The sequence below is a fragment of the Mycobacteroides immunogenum genome, from assembly GCF_001605725.1.
Taxonomy (GTDB): domain Bacteria; phylum Actinomycetota; class Actinomycetes; order Mycobacteriales; family Mycobacteriaceae; genus Mycobacterium; species Mycobacterium immunogenum.
On record NZ_CP011530.1, the window covers coordinates 1308591 to 1331753 of the forward strand.

Here is a 23163-nt window from a genome sequence, read left to right on the forward strand (position 1 = left end):
GCGGATTTCAGGTCAGATTTCCGCGTTAGGCTCGCACTCGATTGGAAGCAGGCGAGTTGTCGGTTGCCGGTGTGATGCTGCGAGCCATGGGGGAGATTCCGTGGCCGTTCCGTGCGACCGAGATGCTGTCGACGGGCGCCGTGACCGAGCACTACATGCGCACCCGCTACCGGCAGCTGTACCCGGGCATTTACGTTCCGCGTGATGCGGAGGTGAGTGCCACGCAGCGCGCGTACTCGGCGTGGTTGTGGACTGAGCGCGGGGGCGTGATCGCCGGGGTGGCGGCCTCGGCCGTGCACGGTGCGAAATGGGTCGACGCTGGTGTCATCGTTGACCTTATCCATCGTCACCACAAGACCGCCACCGGCTTACGGGTCCATCGGGACACGTTGCTGGATAACGAGATTGACCGTCTACATGGGCTTGCCGTCACCAGCCCCGCGCGTACCGCGTTCGACCTCGGCAGATGGCTACCGCAGGCCGTGGCCGTCGAGCGGATGGATGCCCTCATGGCGGCGACCGGCCTGACGGCCGCGCAGGTTGAGGACGTCATGACGACGCACAAAGGGGTTCGGGGGCTGGCTCACCTGACGAGCGCGTTGGCGTTGGTTGACGCGGGTTCCGAGTCGCCGCAGGAGACCAAAACCCGGCTGCTCTTGGTGAAGTCGGGGTTTCCGCCGCCCCAGACACAGATAAGGGTGTTCAGTCGCTATGGCGATTTCATTGCCCGCATAGACATGGGGTGGGAGGACCTGAAGGTTGGTGTCGAATTCGATGGAGCTCAACACTGGTTGGACGCCCGTCAACGATCGCGTGACATCGATCGGGCTTCGGAGTTGGCGGCGGAGGGCTGGGTAATCGTGCGGGTGAGTGCCGACATGCTTCGTCACCGGGCGGGCACCGTGGTCGCACGTGTCGACGAGGCGCTCAGAAATGCCACTAAACCCACAACGAGTGCGAGCCTCACGCGGATTTCAGGTCAGATTTCCGCGTGAGGCTCGCACTCGATTGAAGAACTCTCGGAGGAACTACTCGTGGTACGGCTCGGCGCTGACCAGCGTCACCTTCACCTCGGTGCCGTTGGGCACCGTGTAGCTGCGGGTCTCGCCGACCTTGGCGTCGATCAGGGCACCACCGAGCGGTGAGCTGGGGGAGTAGACCTCAAGCTTGCCGTCCTTGACGCCTTCCTGGCGGGTGGCGATGAGGAAGGTCTCGGAGTCGTCCTTGTCGCCGTCGTAGTAGACCTTCACGACGGAACCGGGCAACGCGACGCCGGACTGAGTGGGGGCTTCGCCCACCTTGGCGTTGTTGAGCAGTTCCTGAAGCTGACGGATGCGTGCCTCCTGCTGGCCCTGCTCTTCGCGGGCGGCGTGATAACCGCCGTTCTCACGCAGGTCTCCCTCTTCGCGGCGCTCGTTGATCTCGGCGGCGATGACGGGGCGGTTGGCGATCAGCTGGTCGAGTTCCGCCTTGAGCCGATCATGTGATTCCTGGGTCAGCCAGGTCACCTGGGTGTCGGTCATGGTGCAGGTACTCCTTGTCTCAGGCCAGCAACGTCCACTGGCGCTCATCTATCGGGTGCCGGGTTGGGTGCATTGCTGCGGGTAGCACTGTCCAAAATGCAGCAATACACGGTCCCAGCAGGGATCCGTGTATCCGCCCAGCATACCACTGTCGCTGTGATGTTCAGCCCATTTTTGATGGAGGTTTGCCCGATGTGAACGTTGCCGACGTGTGGCTGATGGCGCTCGGGGCGGTTCGGCGGTGCCGCCGGCGGCACGTTTTAGATCAGGACGCGACCAGATACGGCGGAACTGCCAGGCTGCAGCCGTAGACATCGCCGGTCACCGGCGGCCGTGTCGTCTTCACCAGGGCTGTGACCGGCACAGATCTGTCCGGCGACGGCGGCACCAGTACCTCGCGGCGTCCGGTCTCGCTGCCGTCGATCGAGCGTGCCCGCAGGATGCAGACGGCGGGCTTGGACGGGTCCTTGCGTTCCACGGACGCGGTCACCGAGACCGTGGAGGAGTCCACCAGCTTGTACGCGGAAAGTTCGCCCTTGACGTCTCCCGGGCCCAAACGGCTATATCCGATCGCGGCGATCCCGACTCCGGCCACGATCACCAATGCGGTCAGCCCAATGGCGACCCAGCGGCCGCGGCCGGGCTTGGCGGGCTTGGTGCCGTATCGGTCCTCTGGTCGCTGCACGGGTCAACGGTATGACGGGTATACCCGAGATGAAACGATGGGGGATGTGAGTCCTCTCTCGAGGACAGAGAACGGACCAGAAAGAGGCGGGCGCACGGGTGACCGGATTGCGATTGATGGCGGTGCACGCCCACCCCGATGACGAGGCCAGTAAGGGTGCAGCCACTACGGCCCGGTACGCCGCCGAGGGCAACGACGTCATGGTGGTGACCCTGACCGGCGGCGAGCGCGGCGACATTCTCAACCCGGCGATGGACCGCCCCGAGGTGGCCGCGAACATCGGGGCCATCAGGCGCGAGGAGATGGCCAAGGCCGCTGCCGAGCTCGGTGTGCAGCACCGCTGGCTGGGTTATGTGGACTCGGGATTGCCGACGGGCGACCCGGTGCCGCCGCTGCCGTCGGACTCGTTCGCGCTGGTGCCCATCGAAGAGCCGATCGCCAAGCTGGTCGCGGTGATCCGGGAATTCCGCCCGCACGTCATGACCACCTACGACGAGAACGGCGGCTATCCGCACCCCGATCACATTCGGTGCCACGAGGTGTCGATGGCGGCTTTTGAAGCCGCGGCGGACCCGGAGCAGTTCCCGGAGGCGGGTGAGCCGTGGACCGTCAGCAAGATCTACTACAACCATGGGTTCATGCGGGCCCGTATGCAGCTGCTCAACGACGAGTGCAAGAAGCACGGGTACCAGGGGCCGTTCGATGAATGGCTCGAACGCTGGCCGGCCGACGACATCTTTGATCGCCGGGTGACCACGCGCGTGCCCTGTGCCGACTTCTTTGATGCTCGGGATGCGGCGTTACGTGCGCACGCGTCGCAAATCCCGCCGGACAGTAGCTTTTTCGCGGTCCCGCGCGAGTTCGAGCGGAATCTGTGGCCCACCGAGGACTTCGAGCTCGCAAAGTCGCGCGTGCCGACGAGCATCCCCGAGGACGATTTGTTCGCAGGAGTTGAAACCAAATGATGTTGATGGATGTCGTGCTGGTGCTGGCTGACGAGAAGAGTCCGACCAACGTTGGGCCGGACTTCGGCAAGGCCGGGCCCTTCGGTCTTACGGTGGTGGTGCTACTGCTGGTGGGCACCTTCTTCCTGGTCCGGTCGATGAACTCGCATCTGCGCAAGCTGCCGGAGACGTTCGATCCCGAACATCCCGAGGCCGATCAGGCCGTCGACGAGGGCACGGTGGGAACGTCCCCCGACAAACCCGAGACTTCCTCGGAATCCGCCGACCAGCGGGGCGATGACCGTTAACCGGCTAGGGGAGGCGACCAGCCCGTACCTGCGTCAGCATGTCGATAACCCGGTGCACTGGCAGCAGTGGACACCGGAAGCACTGCAGGAAGCGCAGTCTCGCGATGTGCCGATCCTGTTGTCGATCGGATACGCGGCGTGCCACTGGTGCCATGTGATGGCCCACGAGTCCTTCGAGGACGATGAGGTGGCCGCCGTCATGAACGCCGGGTTCGTCAACATCAAGGTCGACCGCGAGGAGCGTCCGGACCTGGACGCGGTCTATATGAACGCCACCGTCGCGATGAACGGCCAGGGCGGCTGGCCCATGACGTGCTTTCTCACCCCGGACGGTCGGCCCTTCTACACCGGCACCTATTACCCGAAACAAGGCTTTCTGCAGCTGCTTTCGGCGGTGCGGGAGGCCTGGGATCAGCGCCGCGATGAGGTGGAGGAGGCGGCGTCGAGCATCACCGGGCAGCTGCAAGCGATGTCGGGCCGCCTGCCCGCAGGGCCGGGCGTGGATACCGCGCTGTGCGATGCCGCGATCGCCGCGATTCTGCCCGCCGAGGACATGCGTTTCGGGGGTTTCGGTGGGGCTCCCAAGTTTCCGCCTTCGTCTCTATTGGAAGCACTGCTGCGCGGATACGAACGCACCGGGGACACCACGGTGCTCGGTGCGGTGGAGCGTACCGCCACGGCGATGGCACGCGGCGGCATCTACGACCAGCTGGCCGGGGGCTTCGCGCGGTACAGCGTGGACGCGGCCTGGGTGGTGCCGCATTTCGAGAAGATGCTCTACGACAACGCGTTGCTGCTGCGCGTGTACGCGCATTGGGCACGTCGTACCGGCGATGGGCTGGCCTGCCGGATCGCCTCGGAGACGGCAGATTTCCTGCTGAACGAGCTGCGGGTGGGGGAGCTGTTCGTGTCGTCGCTGGATGCCGACGCCGACGGCTCCGAGGGCTCGACCTATGTGTGGACCCCCGGGCAGCTTGCCGAAGTTCTGGGTACCGAGGACGGTGCCTGGGCGGCAACGCTTTTCGAGGTCACATCGGCGGGAACATTCGAACATGGCAGCTCGGTGCTGCAGCTATTGCGCGATCCCGACGATGTCGACCGGTGGCAGCGGGTGCGCACGGTGCTGCTCGCGGAGCGGCTACGCAGGGTGCAGCCCGGTCGTGACGACAAGGCCGTCACCGCCTGGAACGGGCTGGCGATCACCGCGCTTGTCGAAGCCTCGATCGCGCTGGACCGCGACGACCTGCTGGACGCCGCGTCCGAGTGCGCTGCCGCGCTGCTGGACTTGCATGTGCGCGACGGGCGGCTGCGGCGCGCGAGCCTGGGCGGGCAGGTATCCGAAGGCAGCGGTGTGCTGGAGGACTACGGCACCCTCGCGACGGGCCTGCTGTCGCTGTATCAGGTGACGGGCCAATGGCGTTGGCGTGAGGCGGCCGCGCAGCTGCTGGATACCGCGCTGGATCATTTCGCCGATCCTGAATCACCCGGTGGGTGGTTTGACGTCGCCGACGATGCCGAGCAGCTGGTGCTGCGGCCGGGTGATCCGCTGGACGGGGCCACCCCGTCGGGAGCGTCGTCGGTGACCGAGGCCCTGCTCACCGCCGGCTACCTGCTGGAGGACGCGCGCTATCGGGAGGCCGCGCGGGCCGCGCTGGCCGCGGCGTCGATGGCGCTGGCGCGTGCCCCGCGATCTGCCGGGCACTGGCTGGCGGTGGCCGAGGCCGCCGTCCGCGGCCCGATCCAGGTGGCGGTGGCCTGCGATGCCGAGACCTCGGTGCTGCTGCGGCGGGCCCGGCTCTCAGCCCCCGGTGGCGCCATTGTGGTTGGCGGGGTCAAGGATTCGAGCGAGCTACTGCGTGACAGGGGGACGGTGGGCGACCTCGAAGCCGCCTATGTGTGCCGCGGTACCGTCTGTGATCTCCCGGTCACCGGGACCGAACAATTAGACGCCGCGTTGGGTAGGTAGCGTCCGGGAGCATGACCGTAACTCGCGAACACGTTCTCGCCGTCGTCCAAAGCTACTGCGACCTGCTCACCACGGGCACCGCGGCGCAGATCGCCGACCTGTATGCCGATGACGCGACCGTGGAGGATCCGCTGGGCGCCGATGTTCTCAAGGGCCGCGAGGCGATCCAGGGCTTCTACGCCACCATCGAGCCGCTGGACCGCCACGGCGAGCTGAAGCTGGTGCGGGCCACGAACAACGAGGCCGCGTTCAGCTTCGAGCTGACCATCAAGCACGAGAACGGTGGCATGGTGATCGCGCCGATCGACGTGATGACCTTCAACGACGAGGGCAAGATCAGCTCGATGCGGGCCTTCTGGACCCAGGACGACATCAAGCAGCTCTAGACGGCTTGCGGCGCTGTATGTTCGCCGCATGACTGCCTCTGCACGCGACCAGCTCGAGGGGCTGGGCTTCCTGTACAGCTATCTGCAGCGAGTCTTCGTCTTCACCAGGACGACGCAGATGCTGGACCCGCAACGCCCTGTCGACGTGAACGCCGGCGAGCTCAAGGCGGCCCTTGATCTCGTCGGCGATACGGTCCGGCAATTCGATTTCGAGAGCGGGTTGAGCGTGGCGCAGCGTGCGGCGCTCAGCCCGATCATCGCGGCGGTGCGTGGCTGGATCGACGGGAACCGGCCACAGCCGAATGACTCGCGTGCGCGGGCGATCGCGCACGTCGCGAGCACGGCTTACTTTGACGAGCACCTGAACTCGGCTCGCGTCCACCTTGGGGACCACTACGACGCCGGCTATGCCGACTACTGCAGGCAGCGCATCCTTCTGCTCCAGGCGTGGGTCCGGCAGGTCAGTTCGATCGTCGGGAAAACCGCGGACGGGGTGCCTCTGACGAGTGACGAGGAATCGGCCCTCGGCCGCGCCGTCCACACGATGGCTACCCACGACGCCGAATCTGTTGTCCGGAACTTCGCCACTGTTCAGGCGGCGCTCGCGTGATGAGTTGTTACGAGAAGACGGCGAACCACACCGCGATGTAATGACATGTCGCGGCGATAACCGTCGCCGCGTGGAAGAACTCGTGGTGCCCGAAATGTCTCGGCCAGGGATTCGGCCATTTCGCGGCGTACAGGATCGCGCCGATGCTGTAGAGCGCGCCCCCCACGATCAGCAGCACCACCGCGGGTACCCCGGCGCCGTGTAGCAGGGTGGGGAAGAAGCCGACCGCCACCCAGCCGAGCAACAGGTACAGCGGCACCCCTACCCAGCGCGGTGCCGTGGGCCAACACATTTTCAGTATCACTCCGGCAAGCGCGCCACCCCACACGATGGCCAGCACCAGATTGCCTTGCGAGGGCGGCATCGCCAGCATCGCGAACGGTGTATAACTGCCCGCGATGAACACGAAGATCATCGAGTGATCGAGCCGTTTCATCCAGGTGCGGGTGGCCGGTGATTTCCAGTTCACGCGGTGGTAGGCGGCGCTGACGCCGAAGACGCCCAGCACCGTCAGGCTGTAGATCGCCGTTGCCAATCCGGCCTTCGGTGAGCGCACCGACCATGCGACAGAGACCAGCACGATCCCGGTGACGATCGCGATCACGCAGGCATAGAAATGGATCCAGCCCCGCGCCTTGGGCTTGATGGGCAGCGTCTCGATACCGCCGACCAGTGCGGCCATCGGGATGGAGAGTTCCGACGTGGATGCTTCAGGTGCTTCGGGTGCAGGAGACTCATCGGTCTGCATGCGTCACAGTATCGCGTTCGCCCAACCAGGATTGTGAAGGTTGTGTGCAGATCCATATCCGCTGCTCCGGCCCCCGTGGCGATCGCTAGGCTGGGTCCGTGGAGATCATCCCGCCGCGAATGAAGGAACCGCTGTACAAGCTCTACGAGATGCGGCTCCGTCAGGAGTTGGTCAAGGCGCCGAAACCGCGGCACATCGCGGTCCTGTGCGACGGAAACCGTCGTTGGGCGCGGTCGGCGGGGTACACCGATGTCAGCCACGGGTACCGGATGGGTGCCCGCAAGATCAGCGAGATGCTGGGCTGGTGCCAGGACGCCGGTGTCGAGATGGCCACCGTATATCTGCTGTCGGCCGAGAATCTGACCCGTGATCCCGACCAGCTCACCGAGCTGCTGGAGATCATCACCGACGTGGTCGAGGAGCTGTGCGCCCCACAGAACAAGTGGAGTGTGCGCAGCGTCGGCGACCTAGATCTGCTGCCCGACGAGGTGGCTGAGCGCATGCGTCAGGCTGTGAAGTCCGCGCCCTCCGACGCGGGCTTCCATGTGAACGTGGCGGTCGGCTATGGCGGCAGGCAGGAGATCACCGATGCGGTGCGCACCCTGCTGAACAAGGAGCTGGCCAACGGCGCCACCGCCGAGCAGCTGGTGCAGGCAGTGACCGTCGATGCGATCTCGGAGAACCTCTACACCTCGGGGCAGCCCGACCCGGATCTGGTGATCCGGACATCGGGGGAGCAGCGGTTGTCCGGCTTCCTGCTCTGGCAGAGCGCCTACTCGGAGATGTGGTTCACCGACGCCTACTGGCCCGAATTCCGCCGGGTGGACTTCCTGCGCGCGCTGCGCGACTACGCCGCGCGAAACCGGCGTTTCGGGCAGTAGTCAGCGGCGGCCCATCAGCTCGTCGATCTCGTCGACGGTCCATATCGGGCCCTCACGGTATGCCAGCGGTGTCGGGACCTGTCGCTTGAAGCGTCCGATGAAACCGCCTGCCGCGATGAAGATTTGACCGGTGATGCGCGTGGAGAGATCGCCGGCCAGATAGGCGTACAGCGGTGCCATCCACTCCGGCGGTGCCGGTGCGAGCGACGCCTGCAGGGTCATCTCGTCCAGTAGGCCGCGTGCGTGCAGATCGTGCAGGTGTGCCACGTACTCCGGCCCCTCCGACAGCCGGGTGCGCGCACCCGGGCAGATCACGTTCGCGCGTACCCCGGTGTGCTTCAGTTCGGCGGCCATGGCCAAGGTCAGCCCGTTGACCGCCGCCTTGCCCGCGGGATACCCGGTGCCGCCGTAAATGCCCAGGGACGCAGTCGATCCGGTGTTGATGATGGAGCCATGCCCCTGGGCGGTCATCAGCGGTGCGGTGACGCGGCAGGTATGAAACACCGTGCTCAGATGCGCGTCGATCAGCCGGTGAAAGTCCTCGGGGCTGATCGTCAGGATGGACGATCCGGCGGGTTCGGCGATGCCCGCGCAGTTGATCAACACATCGATGCCGCCGTACTGGGTGCGGCAGGTGTCGATCAGATCGGTGGCCGTCTGCTCGTTGTCCGGTGCGCCGACAAACCCCGTGGCCACGCCACCGCCCGCCGTGATCGCACGCACCGTCGCCTCGACCGCGTCGGCATGCCGGCCATTGACCACCACCTGGGCACCCCGCTCGGCGAGCAGCACTGCGGCCGCGCGGCCGATACCGCGACTGCCGCCAACGACAACGCAATTGGCCATCAGTGTGAGACGGGGCAGTAAGCCGTGTCGAACTTCTTGATGCCGTTGATCCAGCCCGAATGGAACCGGGGCGCGTCCCCGATCCCGGAAATATCCGGCATGCGGTCGGCGATCTTGTTGAAGATGATCTCCAGCTCGACCTTCGCGAGATTGGCGCCCAGACAGTAGTGCGCTCCGGTGCCGCCGAAACCCAGATGCGGGTTGGGGTCGCGGGTGATGTCGAAGGTGTGCGGGTGCTCGAACACTTCCTCATCGAAGTTGGCCGACGGATAGAGCATGACCACCCGTTCGCCGGCCTTGATCGGTACATCACCAATAGCGGTGTCCTGCATAGCTGTTCGCTGCTGCGAGATCAGCGGCGAGGTGTACCGGACAATTTCGTCGATCGCCGTGCTGGGACGGTTGGCCTTGAACAGCTCCCACTGCTCGGGGTGTTCCAGGAACGCCATCATGCCCATGGTCGTGGCGTTGCGGGTGGTTTCATTGCCGGCGACCGACAGCATCACCACAAAGAAACCGAATTGTTCGGGGGTGAGCTGCTCGCCGTCGACGGTGCCGGTGAGGAGGCGGGAGACCACGTCATCGCCCGGAGAATCGCGACGCCGCTCGGCAAGCTGATAGCAGTACCCCAGGATCTGGGCGGCGCCGATCCGCGGATCGATCTCGATGTCGGCCTCGTCGTATCCCGTCATCTGGTTGCTCCACTCGAAGAGCTTGACGCGGTCGTCTTCGGGAACACCGATCAGTTCGGCGATGGCCTGCATGGGCAGCTCACTGGCGACCTCGCGCACGAACTCGCCGTGCCCGCCCTCCAGGGCCGCGCGGACGATGCGTTCGGCGCGCTCCTCCAGGGTGGCGCGTAGTGCGGCGATGGAACGTGGGGTGAACATGCGCGACACCAGTCCGCGCAGCTGAGTGTGTTCGGGCGCGTCCTTGTTGATCAGCACCGACAGCGTGGCCTGGAACTCTTCCGGGCTGATGTGGTCTTCCAGACGGGGAATGGCGCCCTTGCGCCCCGACGAGAAGATATCGGTGTGTAGCGAAACCTCGCGCACATCACGGTGTTTGGAAATCACCCAGTATCCGTCGTCGGCGAATCCGCCGACGGTACGTGGTTGCGGGTTCCACCAGACGGGTGCCTCGCGACGCATGGTCGCGAACTCTGCGTGTGGCATCCGGGTCCCGTACAACTCGGGATCGGTGAAATCGAACCCCTCCGGCAAGCCCAGCTCCGCAGTGGTCTTCATGGCGGTCACCAGAGCGGTACCGGCGTCTTGCCCAAGGGGTAATAGCCGGGCACTTTCTCGCCGGACAGACCCCGTTGGATGCGCTTTTGCATGCCCTCGCTCAGCTTGCCCGCCTTGATGAGGTCCATGTAGAGAGCCGAGACATGTCCGAAGTCGAAGAAGTCTCGTTGCCAATTCCATTGGCCGTTACCGGCATACCGAAACCAGCTGCCGCCGATACCGTAGATCTCCGACTGTCCTCCGGCGGAATCGGTAGCCACCTGCTTCCAGAATCCGATGACCTCGCCTTGCCTGTCATCGACGATCACCTTCTGATACGGGTAGGTCCAGCCCTCCAGACCCTCCATTTCCTGGCCCAATGCGATGTCGCGTATTTCATCGATACCGACGCACATCACGTCTTCCTTGGGGCCGATGTTCCAGCCGTAGGTGGCGTCGTCGGTGTAGAAGCGTGCCAACGGTTTCCAGTCGCCCGTCTTCTCGGCATCCAGGTTGGCTTGGAGCCAGTCCGCGACCACATCGTCGAGTTCCTGGCGGGGGAATTGCGGCATCGTCGGCGCTCCTATTTCTCGGTGATGAACAAGGCTCGGGCGGGACATTCCTCGACGGCGCGCTCGATCTCGTCGCGGGCGTCATCGGGTGGTTCGTGGTCGAGGATTTCGACGGTTCCGCGTTTGGGCACGCGGAAATAGTCGGGGGCCTCCAGCTCGCACATGGCGTGCCCCTGGCACAGATCGGTGTCCACGTCGACGCGGAACTTGGCCGAGGACGCCATTGCTCATACTCCCCGTTTGCGGTAGCGCACCTTGGCCGGCTTCGCCAGCTGCACCACCATCTTGGAGTGATCATTGTGATATGAGTCGGCGGGCTGGGCCATCTCGAACTCATACTCGCGCAACAACACCGAGAAGATGGCCTTGATCTGCATGGTGGCGAAGGCGGCGCCCACACAGCGGTGCCGGCCCGCGCCGAACGGTATCCACGTCCAGCGGTTCACGATGTCTTCCTGGCGGGGCTTCTCGTAGCGGTCAGGTACGAAGCCGTCCGGGTCGGGGAAATCCTCGGCAATCCGGTTGGAAACGGCGGGGGAGGCCGCCACCATGTCTCCGTCATGGATGGGGAACCCGCCCACCTCGAATTCCCCCTTGGCGACCCGCATCAGGATGATCAGCGGTGGGTGCAGTCGCAAGGTTTCCTTCAGCACGTTCTCCAGCTTCGGGATCTGGCGCAGCGCATGGAAACTCACCTCGCTGCCGTCGGCGTACAGCTCATTGAGCTCGTCGATCACCTGTGTCTGGATGTCCGGGTGGCGCAGCAGTTCGATGAGCACCCAGGAGGCGGTTCCCGAGCTGGTGTGGTGCCCGGCGAACATCATCGAGATGAACATCCCGGTGATCTCGTCGGCGGTGAAGCGGGGATTGCCGTCCTCGTCTTTGATCATGATCAGCACATCGAGCATGTCGCGCTGAGTCTTGTCGGTGGGCGGGTTGGCGATCCGGTTGTTCATGATCTCTTGAACCAGCGCGACAAGTCCCAGGCGCGCTTCATCGCGCTGGCGGAAGCTCTCGATCTCCAGGTAGGGGTCCACGTAGCACAGCGGATCGGTACCCTGCTCCAGCTGGTGGTAGAGGTGGGCGAATCTGCCGTCCAGTTCATCGCGGAACTTCTTGCCGATCAGACATGCCGACGAGGTGTAGATGGTCAGTTCGGCAAAAAAGTCGAGCAGGTCGATCTCGCCGGACTCACCCCAGCGCGAGATCATTTGGCGTACTTCGTTTTCGATGGTGGCGGCGTGCCCCTTCATCTGCTCGCCGCGCAGCGCCGCATTGTGCAGCATCTCCTTGCGGCGCTCGGGGTCGGCGTCGAACACCACGCCCTTGCCGAAGATCGGAGTCATGAATGGATACGCCTGGGCCTGGTCCAGGTCGTCGTCGCTGGAGCGGAAGAAGAATTCGTTGGCCTCGGCGCCGGAAAGGAAGACGACCTGCTTATCGGCGAGCTGAAAGGTGCCGACGTTTCCGCATTCCTCGCGGATGCGCTCCATCAGCGCGATCGGGTCGGTGCGGAACTCCTCGAGGTGTCCGTACTGGTCCTCGCCGCCAGAGACCCGGGGAACGGTAGTGCTGAATCCCGGGTCGCTGCGCTCCTGCCCTCCGACTGTGGTCATGACGGCATTCCTTCCTCGCCGAGCTCAAGCTTCTGTTTGTCCGCGGGCGCGTCCTTGAGCGGCGCCTCGGGCTGCACTTCCATCTCCGGGACGTGCACACCCCGGGGAGTTTCGGCGACGAAGGTGACTGCACGCGCGATATCAGCGGGCCGCAGGAAGTAGGAATGCCGGGCCTGCCCCCAGCTCTTCCAGTCCTCCAGCATGGGGCCGACCTGCTCGGCCGAGAGCTGCCAGCCCATCGAGGTCAGCGTGGGGCCGGGATGCACGATGGATGCGCGAACGCCGGTGCCCTCCAACTCCATGCGCATGGTGTTGACCATGGCGAGCAGGGCTGCCTTGGCTGCGCCGTAGGCGCCCATGTGTGGGCGCTGGTGCAGCGCGACATCGGAGCCGATGAAGATGACATCACCACGGCGGCGCGCCACCATATCCGGTACCACGGCGGTGGCCAGCTGATTGGCACCCAGCAGATGGACCTGGATCTGCGCGGCGAAGGTTGCGGCACTCATCTCGTGCACCCGGCCCGGATACATATCGCCGGCGCCGGATACCAGAAGGTCGATTTCACCCAGTGCGTCAATGGTTTCCGCGACAAATGATTTCACCGAGTCGGCGTCGGTGACATCCAGCGGGAACGCGACGGCCTCGCCGCCGTCGGCCCGGATCTTCTCGACCAGCTCGGTCAGTTTGTCGACGCGGCGGGCGCCCAGCGCGACCGGAAATCCGCGCCCGGCCAGCTCGATCGCCGTCGCCGCCCCGATGCCCGAGGACGCGCCGGCGACGATGGATGGGCGGCGCTTGGGGTGTGGATCAAATCGGGGCATCAGTTGACCTCCACGGTGATGGGCAGATGCGCGAACCCACGGACATTGCTGGAATGCACACGTACAGAATTATTTTCGTCGACCTCGTAGCGCTTGATCCTGGTGAACAGTTCGGTCAGGGCCACCTTGGCCTCCATCCGGGCCAGATGCGCGCCCAGGCAGAAATGTGCACCGCTGCCGAAACTGACCAGCTTGGCGCCAATCTCACGCCCGATGCGGTACTCGTCGGCACCGTCGAACACCCGATCGTCGCGGTTGGCCGAACCGGGCAGTAGCAAGAGCACATCGCCTGCGGGGATCGTGGTGTCGTGGAACGTCATATCCTGGGCCACCGTGCGCGCCAGAATCTGGCTGGAGGTGTCATAGCGCAGTGTCTCCTCCACCCACAGCGGTATCCGCTCGTGATCGGCGTGCACCGCGGCAAGTTGGTCGGGATTGCGATGGCCCCAATAGACGGCATTGGCCAACAACTTGGTGGTTGTCTCATTGCCGGCGATCACCATCAGGAACAGGAAGGCCAGCACTTCCTCGTCGGTGAGGCGGTCGCCGTCGATTTCCGCTTGCAGCAGGGCCGATGTCAGGTCTTCGGTTTTGTACGGCGCACGGCGTCTTTCTCGGACCATGTCGATGTAGTACGTCATGAGGTCGATGGACGCCTGAATGGCTTCGGGCGGCACGTCGGCCAGCCCGTCCTCGCGGTGCATGACGCCATCGGCCAGTTCGCGAATACGAGCGCGATCGGACTCGGGCACGCCCATCAACTCGGAGATCACGTCCATGGGCAGCTTGCCAGCGTACTCGGCGATGAAGTCGAAAGATCCGTCAGAAGTATTGGCCAATGCGCGTTCCAGATGGGTACGCGCGAGCGTGATCACCTGTCCCTCGAGTTCACGAATGCGCCGGGGAGTGAAGCCCTTTGACACCAGTGTGCGCAGCCGAAGGTGCTCGGGGTCGTCCATGGCCAGGAACGACATGACGAGTTTGGCGTGCGGCCCGAAGGATGCCTTGTCCATCGAGACACCGTTGGCGTTGGAGAGCGCCTCACTGTTCCGGAAGCCCTGAAGGACATCGTGATGGCGTGATAGCGCCCAGAACTTCAGGTCGTCATTGCGATAGAGCGGTGCTTCGTCACGTAATCGCCGGTAGTACGGGTACGGGTCTTCGTGGAAGTCATAGTTGTACGGGTCGAGAACCAGTCTGGTAGCCGTCACGAGCGCTCTCCCAACATGAGATCCACGACGAAGGTCAGCTTGTCGGCGATCTGGTGATACGTGAAGGTGCCACTGCCCGCGTGCATGAGGGCGCCGAAGAACGTCATCTCCAGAGCTGACACCACGCGCGGATCGGCATCCGGTCCCATGGCGGAACGAATCCGGCGATGGATCTCCAGTCCGATCTTGTCGCGGACACTGCGCACGGCCTGGTCGGTATTGCTCAGCAGCGCCGTGGTGCAGCCGGTCGCGATCTCGGGCTCGTCGGCAACGACAAGGGCCAGGCTTCGCAGCGTTTTGGTGACCCGGGTGACCTGGGTGTCATTGACGTCCGTGAAGTAGGGCGCCTCATGGATGAGGTCCAGATAGATCTCGGCGACAAGGTGACTCTTCGACGAGAAGTACGTGTACGCGGTGGCGGGGGCGACCTTCGCGCGGGCTGCGACACCGCGGATCGTCATATCTGCGTATGTGGTCTCGCCGAGCAGCTCCCGGCCCGCCGTGACGATCTTCTGGATCGTCTCTTCTTGCCGCTTGTTCCGCGGCGTTTCATCTGAGAGGGCCACCACAACTTCACTGGACACGTGTCCAGATTAGCGTCACGTGCGCTACTCGGCAAGATCGGGTGTGAAAAATGCTGTCCACCATCAATTATTGAGAACGGCCCGGCTATGGCCTTGCCATGGTGGGATTTGCGTGGTTATGGTTTGTGAGTAAGGAATGGACAAGTGTCCAGAATTGGAGACAAGGTGAGATGACCCTGTTGGCCGATGGTGAAAGCGAACTGTTCATCGACGGAAAGCTGATCCCCGGGGGTGCGGGACGGTTCCCGACGGTGAATCCGGCCACCGAGGAGGTGCTCGGCACCGCCGCGGATGCCGATGGTGACGACATGAGCAGCGCCATCGAGGCGGCGCGCCGGGCATTCGATGACAGCGAGTGGTCGCGAGACGTCGGACTGCGCGCGCACTGCATCCGTCAACTCCGCGAGGGCATGCGGCTCCACATCGAAGAATTACGGGAACTCACGATTGCCGAGGTGGGCGCGCCGCGCATGCTGACCGCTGGTGCGCAGTTGGAAGGGCCGGTGGACGATCTGCGGTTCGCCGCCGAGACCGCTGAATCCTTCAACTGGACTACTGATCTCGGCGTCGCCTCGCCGATGGGTATCAAGACTCGGCGCACCCTGGCGCGTGAGGCGGTCGGTGTGGTCGGTGCGGTGACGCCGTGGAACTTTCCGCATCAGATCAACCTCGCCAAGGTGGGCCCGGCGCTCGCCGCCGGCAACACTCTCATACTCAAGCCCGCCCCGGACACCCCGTGGTGCGCGGCGGTACTGGGACGAATCATCGCCGAGCACACCGACTTTCCCCCGGGCGTCTTCAACATCGTCACCTCCAGCGACCATCGGATCGGTGCGCAGCTGTCGACGGATCCCCGGGTGGACATGGTGTCGTTTACCGGCTCCACCGCCACCGGACGCGCGGTGATGACCGATGCCGCCGCCACCGTCAAAAAGGTCTTCCTTGAGCTTGGCGGTAAGTCGGCGTTCATCGTGCTCGACGACGCCGAGCTGGGTGCGGCCTGCTCCGTCGCCGCCTTCACGGCGGCGATGCATGCCGGTCAGGGCTGCGCCATCACCACCCGGCTGGTGGTGCCGCGCGCGCGATACGACGACGCGGTACAGGCCGCGGCCGCCACCATGGGCTCACTCAAGCCGGGCGATCCCACCAAACCGGGAACGATCTGCGGGCCCGTGATCTCCGCGCGCCAGCGTGACCGGGTGCAGACCTATCTGGATATGGCTGTCGCCGAAGGTGGTTCATTTGCCTGCGGCGGTGGACGGCCAACAGACGCGGACCGGGGCTTCTATATCGAACCCACCGTGGTGGCCGGGCTGACCAACGAGGCGCGGGTGGCACGCGAGGAGATCTTCGGCCCCGTGCTCGTGGTGATCGCCCATGACGGAGACGATGACGCGGTGTGGATCGCCAACGATTCTCCGTACGGACTATCCGGCACGGTATTCAGCGGTGACGACGAACGTGCGGCCCGGGTGGCGTCGCGTCTGCGCGTCGGGACGGTGAACGTCAATGGCGGGGTGTGGTATTCGGCCGATGTGCCCTTCGGCGGTTACAAGCAATCGGGCAATGGCCGAGAAATGGGTGTGGCCGGTTTCGAGGAATACCTGGAAACCAAAGTCATTGCGACGGCAGTGAAATAGGAAGGATCGCAACGTGAGTTCGACTGGGCAGTTTGAGGGCAAGGTCGCCATCGTCACCGGAGCCGCACAAGGCATCGGCGAGGCGTACGCACACGCGCTGGCCCGCGAGGGAGCGGCGGTGGTGGTTGCCGATATCAACGCCGAAGTGGGTGAGGGTGTCGCCAAACAGATCGTCGCCGACGGCGGCAAGGCCATTTTCGCCAGTGTGGATGTCTCCGATCCTGACTCGGCAATTGCCATGGCAGATAAGGCGGTCGCCGAGTTCGGCGGTATCGACTACCTGGTGAACAATGCCGCGATCTACGGCGGCATGAAGCTCGACCTATTGCTCTCGGTGCCCTGGGATTACTACAAGAAGTTCATGAGCGTGAACCAGGACGGGGCCTTGGTGTGCACCCGCGCGGTCTACAAGCACATCGCCAAACGCGGCGGCGGCGCCATCGTCAACCAATCCTCCACGGCCGCATGGCTCTACTCAGGCTTTTACGGGCTGGCCAAGGTGGGCATCAACGGTCTGACGCAGCAGCTCTCGCGGGAGTTGGGTGGTCAGAAGATCCGTATCAACGCCATCGCGCCGGGACCCACCGACACCGAGGCGACTCGGGGCACGGTGCCCGAACAGTTCCGCAGTGAATTGGTCAAGAACATCCCGCTCAGCCGCATGGGCACCGTCGAGGACATGGTGGGCATGTGCCTTTTCCTGCTGTCGGACAAGGCATCCTGGATCACAGGCCAGGTGTTCAATGTCGACGGCGGACAGATCATCCGGTCATGAAGCTGGGATACATCGGTCTGGGAAACATGGGTGCGCCCATGGCCCAGCGACTGGTGGACTGGCCCGGCGGTCTCACGGTCTTCGACCTACGGGCCGAGACCATGGCGCCGCTCGTCGAGGCAGGAGCGCGTGCGGCGGACAACCTTGCCGATATCGCCGAGGCCGACCTGATCAGCGTGACAGTGCTCGACGACGCGCAGGTGCGTGAGGTGGTCGGCGCGGTGGCTCCTAGGGCCAAGCCCGGCACCATCATCGCGATTCACTCCACCATCAGCGATACCACCGCCGTTGAATTGGCACAGGCCTGGAGCCCGCAGAATATCCACGTCATAGACGCACCGGTCAGCGGTGGCGCGCCGGGCGCGCATAAGGGTGAGCTCGCCACCATGGTGGGTGCCGACACCGAGATCTTCGGGCGCGTCAAAGAGCCGTTCTCCAAGTGGGCGTCATTGGTGATTCACGCGGGGGCTCCGGGCGCGGGTACCCGGATGAAACTGGCGCGCAACCTGTTGCACTTTGTGGCATTCACCGCGGCGGGAGAGGCACAGCGCCTGGCCGAAAGTTGCGGGCTGGATATCACCGATCTAGGCAAGGTGGTGCGGCATACCGACGCCATCACCGGTGGGCCGGGGGCCATCATGCTGCGCGACACCACCGAGCCGGTGACGCCAGACAGCTTCTGGTTGCCCATTTTCACCCATGTGCGGGGCCTGGGAGAGAAGGATCTGAGCTTGGCGCTGGCGCTGGGCGAGGAACGGGCTGTCGAGTTGCCGCTCGCGGAACTGGCCCGGGAGTGGCTGGCCGCGAGTCTTGGTGTGCCACATGAGGAAGGGGCAAATAATGGATGAGCTGCGCCGCCAGGGGCTGGACAAGATGAAAGAGGTCTACGGCTGGGACATGCCCGATATCCCGGGGGACTATTTCAAATACACCATCGACCATCTCTTCGGCACCATCTGGACGCGCCCCGAGTTGTCCATGCGGGATCGCCGGCTGTTACTGCTCGGCGCGGTGAGCGCACTAGGGCTGGACGAGATCCTGGAGATCCAGACGGGTGCGGCCCTCAAAAACGGGGAACTCACCGAGGCCGAGCTGCGTGAGGTAGCCATCTTCATCACCCACTACGTCGGCTGGCCGCTGGGACAGCGGGTCAACAAGCATGTCGAGATGGCCGTGGCAAAACAGAACGAAGCTAAGCGCACGAAAGAATCCGCGGGTGACTAGCCGATTTTCCGGACTGTCCCGGGACCAATTGGCGGTCCTGGTGCCGGAGCTGTTGTTGATCGGCCAGCTGATCGACCGGTCCGGAATGGCGTATTGCATACAGCATTTCGGCCGCGAGGAGATGCTGCAGGTCGCCATCGAGGAGTGGGCGTCGTCAAGCCCGATATACACCCGGCGTATGCAGAGGGCGCTGCGGTTCGAGGGCGACGACGTGATCACCATCTTCAAAGGCATGCAGCTCGATATCGGGGCTCCGCCGCAGTTCATGGACTTCCGCTACACCGTGCATGACAAGTGGCACGGGGAGTTTCATCTCGACCACTGCGGCGCGCTGCTCGATGTGGAGCCGCTCGGACCCGATTACGTGACGGGCATGTGCCACGACATCGAGGACCCCACCTTCGATGCGACGGCCTTCGCGACCAATCCGCACGCCCAGGTGCGGCCGATTCACCGGCCGCCGCGTACCCCGGCGGATCGGCATCCGCACTGTGCGTGGACGGTGACCATCGACGAGTCGTATCCGGCCGTCTCCGGAATTCCAGCCCTGGATGTTGTCGGTCGATCTATCGCCGCCGGTTGGGAATTGGACGGTATTGACACGTCGGGCACGGGCGCTTCGGACTATGCCGGGCCTCTGCTGTCCGATCTGGACTTCGGTGCCTTCTCGCATGCGGCGCTGGTGCGGATTGCCGACGAGATTTGTCTGCAGATGCATCTGCTGTTTCTCGGGTTCTCGATCGCCGTGCGTAAGAGGGCGTCCGATGCGGAACTGGCCCGCACCATATGTACTCAGCAGCTCGTCGGGCTCGCCGGTGTCGCGGCGGCGCGGATCAAGCACGCGCTGCAGATGCCGGAGGGTATCGAGGGGGTACTGCGGGTGCTGGAATTGCATCCGCTGTTGAGTCCCCTCGGATATGTGAACGCCGAAGTATCCGGTGGCCAGCTCCACGTGTGGGGGTCGCCTGCTCATGAGGACGCGGCCTGGATCTCGCTGTGTGGGCCCGCGGAAACGCGACCACTGCAGGCCATTGCGACAGCGGTCGACCCGCATATCGGTGTGCAGATCGGGGGTGATGCCCAGGACTGGGTGGCGTCGTTCACCGAGCACGAGGGTGAGGACACACAGCTACCCGAGGTGATGATCGCCAACGTCAGCGGGGGATCGCGGTTCATCTTCGAACCGCGAAAGTCGCTGCCGCTGACCGTGGTCTAGCTCGCGGGAACTCGCGGGCGTGGTGCCGCGTTGGCGAGCAATGCTTGCCGCTCAGGATGAATTCGACCGCCAGCTCGCCCACCTGACCGATCTCGGGTACCCCATCACCGATGGCATCGAACGGCTTCGCCCGTTGGTACAGGACCTGCGTGCTTCCACCGTCAGCCCCGACGATCACGTCCCATTTGTGCTCGTCGCCACCGGAACCACCTATGAACAGACTGCGCCGCTGATGAGTCTCAACGGGCGCAGCGGATTTCACGTTATGGACGACGGCGACATCGATGTGTATCAACCCAACGTGAACGTGCCCGCCAGTGCCTACCTGCTCACCGATGTCGACACCGGCAGCGAGTTCTGCAATGTGACACCGGAGAAGGCCCTGGAGGCAATCACCGTGAGCGGCCGCACCCCGCTCACCATCGATGAGGGCATCGCACTGGTGACGGCGCGGCCGGACATGTTGCGCAAGAACAGATGTTTCTCCCTTGCGGCGTCCCGGGGGAGAGGACAGCGCGTGCCCGCGATCTGGATATCCGATCGTCGCCCGAAACTCGGCTGGTGCTGGGATCGCAATCCGCACACCTGGCTGGGAACCGCGTCTTGCGGGGGCCGGATCACCGCGTAGCCATCGGTGCGAATAGCTGGAGTTATCGCCTGGCTACGTATGTGAAAAGTAGCCCCCGGGGCCGTCATTGGCATATGGTGGGTTGGCGGTGCCCGGTGAGAGCGGGTGTCGGTACTTGTTTTCTATGGAGGCACCAGCGGATTTATGGGTTTTGTCGAGTTCGTGCAGGACCGCTGGGCGGTCCTGTCCTTTCTCGCCTATCAGCACATGAGTCTGGTCCTGCAAACGCTTGTCGTCGCGGCGACGTGTGCCGTGCTGCTTGGGGTGCTGATTTACCGCTCACCGTGGGGTGTGGCCAGCGGCAATGCGCTTGCCGCCATCGGTCTGACGATTCCCTCGTACGCGCTACTCGGGGTGCTCGTCGGCATCGTCGGTGTTGGTGTTTCGCCATCGGTCATCATGCTGGTCTTCTTTGGCTGCCTGCCGATTCTGCGCAATGTGTTGGTGGGGCTGACCGGTGTGGATCAAACGCTCGTCGAGTCAGCGCGCGGAATGGGCATGGGCCGTGTAGCCACCCTGGTGCGGTTGGAGCTCCCATTGGCCTGGCCCGTAATCATGACGGGCATTCGGGTCTCAGCACAGATGCTGATGGGCACCGCGGCGATCGCCGCGTTCGCATTGGGCCCGGGCCTGGGTGGATACATATTCTCCGGTATCTCACGTATGGGCGGTGCCAATGCCACCAACTCCGTAATAGCCGGCACGGTCGGCATTCTCATCTTGGCGGTGATCCTCGACACGGTGCTCAACGTCGTTACCCGCCTTACGACACCAAGGGGGATCCGTGTCTGACGCGACGGAAAACGCAACCAGTACCGGTGGTGCACGGATTCTGCTCGACGGGGTGACCAAGCTATACGACGGAAAATCCACTCCCGCAGTCGATAACGTGACGATGGAGATACCCGCGGGCGAGACGGTGATGTTCGTCGGCCCCTCTGGATGTGGCAAGACCACCACGATGAAGATGATCAACCGTCTCATCGAACCCACCAGTGGACGAATCTTTATCGGTGACGAGGATGTGACCGATAAGAACCCCGACGATCTGCGGCGCCACATCGGCTATGTCATCCAGGGCGCGGGACTCTTTCCGCACTTTACGGTCGGTGACAACATCGCTATCGTTCCCCGGCTGCTCAACTGGGACAAACAACGCATCGACGAACGCGTGGATGAGCTCCTCGATTTGGTGAATCTAGATCCGGCCCAGTACCGCGGCCGCTACCCGCGTGAGCTGTCGGGCGGTCAGCAGCAGCGTGTCGGTGTGGCCCGGGCATTGGCGGCCGACCCGCCGGTGCTGCTGATGGACGAACCCTTTGGCGCGGTCGACCCGATAACCCGGCAGCGCCTGCAGGACGAACTGCTGCGTCTGCAAGAGGAATTGAGTAAGACAATCGTGTTTGTCACTCATGACTTCGATGAAGCGGTCAAACTCGGAGACCGGATTGCGATCCTTCGCGAGGGATCGCAGATTGTCCAATACGACACCCCCGAGGTGATCTTGGCCAACCCGGCCAACGATTTTGTGCGCGGATTCGTTGGGCACGGCGCTGCGCTCAAGCAGCTCACCATGACCCGGGTGCGCGATGTGGAATTGCACGAGGCGGCCGTCGCACATGTGGGTGACGATCCCGCCGATGCGATCGAGGCCGCCGAATCGATCGATCGCGAACACGTGATCGTGCTCGACGCGCAGGAACGCCCGCTGCGATGGTCATCGTTGGACGAACTCCGTGCGCCCAATGCACTGCAACGGGTTTCCCAAGATGAGGACCTCGAAAAGGTTAGCCTGGCATCGACTCTCACTGACGCGCTGGAGGACATGCTGACCTCATCGCACGGCGTGGTGGTCGTGACCGGTCGGCGCAACACGTACCAGGGCGTGATCCGGGTCGAGACGATCATGGACGCGATGGCCGAGATGCGTGCGGCAGCGCAGTAGGTATATCGCAGATGACCGCGTCCACCGTCACCGCGCCCGAGTCGCCGGAATCAGCACCACCGAAAGGCATTAGCAGGGCCCTTGCCGGCCGGCAGCTGCTACAGCCGCTGGCATGCGTGGTGGCCGTAGTGATTTCGCTGGCCTACGTCGACCTCGCAGACGTCTCCGCGTCGGAGAAGCGCTCGTTGGGGATATCGAATCTGCTTCTCCTGCTTGGGCAACACATGGCGATCAGCGTCGCCGCGACGGTGCTCACATGTGTTGTGGCGATTCCACTCGGTATCGCGTTGACCCGCGGGCCAGTGCGCCGGTACGCGAAGACCATCACCACGCTGGTGGGATTCGGCCAGGCCGCACCGGCAATCGGACTGATTGCGCTGGGCGCGGTACTTTTCGGCATTGGCGGGGTGGGTGCGGTGGTCGCCCTCACCGTCTATGGGGCGTTGCCCATCGTCGCGAATACCGTGATCGGTCTCGACGGTGTCGATCGCCGTCTCGTCGAGGCAGCCCGGGGGATGGGAATGTCGGCGCGATCGACCCTGCTGCGAGTGGAGCTACCGTTGGCATTGCGCGTCATCGTCGCCGGGGTACGCACCGCGTTGGTGCTGATCGTCGGCACAGCCGCGCTGGCTTCATTCACCGGAGCCGGCGGACTGGGCCAGCTGATCACGACGGGCATCAAACTTCAGCAACCGGTCACCCTGGTAGTGGGCGCCATTCTGGTGGCCGCCCTTGCCTTGTTCATCGATTGGCTGGCTCGTGTCGTCGAGATCATCGCCGCGCCAAGGGGACTGTGATGCGTCAT

General features: G+C 64.1%; 27 protein-coding genes. 16 read left to right on the top strand and 11 right to left on the bottom strand.

Annotation, left to right across the window (positions count from 1 at the left end; all coding sequences use genetic code 11):
• Nucleotides 1-86: 86 nt before the first annotated feature.
• A complete protein-coding gene (locus ABG82_RS06515; protein ID WP_043079469.1) occupies nt 87-995 on the top strand; it encodes an endonuclease domain-containing protein in 909 nt (302 codons plus the stop codon).
• 33 nt (nt 996-1028) lie between these two features.
• On the opposite strand, the gene greA is transcribed toward ABG82_RS06515, so the two are convergent.
• A complete protein-coding gene (gene greA / locus ABG82_RS06520; RefSeq protein WP_043079439.1) occupies nt 1029-1523 on the bottom strand; it encodes a transcription elongation factor GreA in 495 nt (164 codons plus the stop codon).
• Between the two features lie 265 nt (nt 1524-1788).
• Entirely contained in the window at nt 1789-2208 is a 420-nt protein-coding gene (locus tag ABG82_RS06525; RefSeq protein ID WP_043079438.1) for a DUF4307 domain-containing protein, read from the bottom strand.
• A 98-nt stretch (nt 2209-2306) separates the two neighbouring features.
• On the opposite strand from ABG82_RS06525, the gene mca reads away from it, so the two are divergent.
• From mca to ABG82_RS06550, 5 genes are read left to right on the top strand one after another with little or no spacing between them, the layout of a single operon-like run.
• The gene (mca, locus tag ABG82_RS06530) at nt 2307-3173 is read left to right on the top strand and encodes a mycothiol conjugate amidase Mca (RefSeq protein ID WP_043079437.1); all 867 of its coding nucleotides are present in this window, start codon (nt 2307-2309) and stop codon (nt 3171-3173) included.
• Nucleotides 3170-3460, top strand: coding sequence for a hypothetical protein (locus ABG82_RS06535; RefSeq protein WP_043079436.1), 291 nt, complete (start codon nt 3170-3172; stop codon nt 3458-3460). The genes mca and ABG82_RS06535 overlap by 4 nt, the downstream gene beginning before the upstream one ends.
• The gene (locus tag ABG82_RS06540) at nt 3450-5426 is read left to right on the top strand and encodes a thioredoxin domain-containing protein (RefSeq protein WP_052511083.1); all 1977 of its coding nucleotides are present in this window, start codon (nt 3450-3452) and stop codon (nt 5424-5426) included. The genes ABG82_RS06535 and ABG82_RS06540 overlap by 11 nt, the downstream gene beginning before the upstream one ends.
• Before the next feature lie 11 nt (nt 5427-5437).
• Complete coding sequence (locus ABG82_RS06545) at nt 5438-5812, top strand: nuclear transport factor 2 family protein (RefSeq protein WP_043079434.1); 375 nt, start codon at nt 5438-5440, stop codon at nt 5810-5812.
• A 28-nt stretch (nt 5813-5840) separates the two neighbouring features.
• Entirely contained in the window at nt 5841-6422 is a 582-nt protein-coding gene (locus ABG82_RS06550) for a hypothetical protein (protein WP_043079433.1), read from the top strand.
• A gap of 7 nt (nt 6423-6429) precedes the next feature.
• Here the strand turns inward: ABG82_RS06550 and trhA are convergent, their stop codons facing one another.
• The gene (gene trhA / locus ABG82_RS06555) at nt 6430-7170 is read right to left on the bottom strand and encodes a PAQR family membrane homeostasis protein TrhA (protein WP_043079432.1); all 741 of its coding nucleotides are present in this window, start codon (nt 7168-7170) and stop codon (nt 6430-6432) included.
• A 98-nt stretch (nt 7171-7268) separates the two neighbouring features.
• On the opposite strand from trhA, the gene ABG82_RS06560 reads away from it, so the two are divergent.
• Nucleotides 7269-8051, top strand: a complete 783-nt coding sequence (locus tag ABG82_RS06560; RefSeq protein WP_043079431.1) for an isoprenyl transferase — start codon at nt 7269-7271, stop codon at nt 8049-8051.
• Here the strand turns inward: ABG82_RS06560 and ABG82_RS06565 are convergent, their stop codons facing one another.
• The 8 genes from ABG82_RS06565 to ABG82_RS06600 are packed head-to-tail and all read right to left on the bottom strand — an operon-like array spanning nt 8052 to nt 14930.
• On the bottom strand, nt 8052-8897 hold the full coding sequence (locus ABG82_RS06565; RefSeq protein ID WP_043079430.1) for an SDR family NAD(P)-dependent oxidoreductase: 846 nt from the start codon (nt 8895-8897) through the stop codon (nt 8052-8054).
• A complete protein-coding gene (locus ABG82_RS06570) occupies nt 8897-10144 on the bottom strand; it encodes a cytochrome P450 (protein ID WP_043079468.1) in 1248 nt (415 codons plus the stop codon). Before ABG82_RS06570 ends, ABG82_RS06565 begins: the two co-directional genes overlap by 1 nt.
• 5 nt (nt 10145-10149) lie before the next feature.
• Nucleotides 10150-10695, bottom strand: a complete 546-nt coding sequence (locus ABG82_RS06575) for a Cif family virulence factor (RefSeq protein WP_043079429.1) — start codon at nt 10693-10695, stop codon at nt 10150-10152.
• A gap of 11 nt (nt 10696-10706) precedes the next feature.
• Complete coding sequence (locus ABG82_RS06580; RefSeq protein WP_043079428.1) at nt 10707-10919, bottom strand: ferredoxin; 213 nt, start codon at nt 10917-10919, stop codon at nt 10707-10709.
• Nucleotides 10920-10922: 3 nt separating this feature from the next.
• Nucleotides 10923-12311: a cytochrome P450 gene (locus ABG82_RS06585; RefSeq protein WP_043079427.1), complete on the bottom strand. Its 1389-nt coding sequence runs from the start codon at nt 12309-12311 to the stop codon at nt 10923-10925.
• On the bottom strand, nt 12308-13135 hold the full coding sequence (locus ABG82_RS06590) for an SDR family oxidoreductase (RefSeq protein WP_043079426.1): 828 nt from the start codon (nt 13133-13135) through the stop codon (nt 12308-12310). Before ABG82_RS06590 ends, ABG82_RS06585 begins: the two co-directional genes overlap by 4 nt.
• Nucleotides 13135-14346: a cytochrome P450 gene (locus ABG82_RS06595; protein ID WP_043079425.1), complete on the bottom strand. Its 1212-nt coding sequence runs from the start codon at nt 14344-14346 to the stop codon at nt 13135-13137. Before ABG82_RS06595 ends, ABG82_RS06590 begins: the two co-directional genes overlap by 1 nt.
• Nucleotides 14343-14930 carry a TetR/AcrR family transcriptional regulator gene (locus ABG82_RS06600; protein ID WP_043079424.1) on the bottom strand — a complete coding sequence of 196 codons (588 nt, stop codon included), beginning with the start codon at nt 14928-14930 and terminating at the stop codon, nt 14343-14345. Before ABG82_RS06600 ends, ABG82_RS06595 begins: the two co-directional genes overlap by 4 nt.
• Nucleotides 14931-15100: 170 nt before the next feature.
• Between ABG82_RS06600 and ABG82_RS06605 the strand changes: the two genes are divergently transcribed.
• The 9 genes from ABG82_RS06605 to ABG82_RS06645 all read left to right on the top strand — a co-directional run bounded on the left by ABG82_RS06605 (nt 15101) and on the right by ABG82_RS06645 (nt 23155).
• Nucleotides 15101-16570, top strand: coding sequence for an aldehyde dehydrogenase (locus ABG82_RS06605; protein ID WP_043079423.1), 1470 nt, complete (start codon nt 15101-15103; stop codon nt 16568-16570).
• A gap of 13 nt (nt 16571-16583) precedes the next feature.
• Entirely contained in the window at nt 16584-17345 is a 762-nt protein-coding gene (locus tag ABG82_RS06610; protein WP_043079422.1) for an SDR family oxidoreductase, read from the top strand.
• Nucleotides 17342-18193: an NAD(P)-dependent oxidoreductase gene (locus ABG82_RS06615; RefSeq protein WP_043079421.1), complete on the top strand. Its 852-nt coding sequence runs from the start codon at nt 17342-17344 to the stop codon at nt 18191-18193. Before ABG82_RS06610 ends, ABG82_RS06615 begins: the two co-directional genes overlap by 4 nt.
• On the top strand, nt 18186-18569 hold the full coding sequence (locus tag ABG82_RS06620; RefSeq protein ID WP_043079420.1) for a carboxymuconolactone decarboxylase family protein: 384 nt from the start codon (nt 18186-18188) through the stop codon (nt 18567-18569). The genes ABG82_RS06615 and ABG82_RS06620 overlap by 8 nt, the downstream gene beginning before the upstream one ends.
• A complete protein-coding gene (locus ABG82_RS06625) occupies nt 18562-19785 on the top strand; it encodes a hypothetical protein (RefSeq protein WP_043079419.1) in 1224 nt (407 codons plus the stop codon). Before ABG82_RS06620 ends, ABG82_RS06625 begins: the two co-directional genes overlap by 8 nt.
• Before the next feature lie 40 nt (nt 19786-19825).
• Entirely contained in the window at nt 19826-20413 is a 588-nt protein-coding gene (locus ABG82_RS06630) for a DUF5701 family protein (RefSeq protein WP_043079418.1), read from the top strand.
• Between the two features lie 144 nt (nt 20414-20557).
• Entirely contained in the window at nt 20558-21205 is a 648-nt protein-coding gene (locus ABG82_RS06635) for an ABC transporter permease (RefSeq protein ID WP_043079467.1), read from the top strand.
• Nucleotides 21198-22358: an ABC transporter ATP-binding protein gene (locus tag ABG82_RS06640; RefSeq protein ID WP_043079417.1), complete on the top strand. Its 1161-nt coding sequence runs from the start codon at nt 21198-21200 to the stop codon at nt 22356-22358. The genes ABG82_RS06635 and ABG82_RS06640 overlap by 8 nt, the downstream gene beginning before the upstream one ends.
• 11 nt (nt 22359-22369) lie before the next feature.
• A complete protein-coding gene (locus ABG82_RS06645; protein WP_043079416.1) occupies nt 22370-23155 on the top strand; it encodes an ABC transporter permease in 786 nt (261 codons plus the stop codon).
• Nucleotides 23156-23163 lie beyond the last annotated feature (8 nt).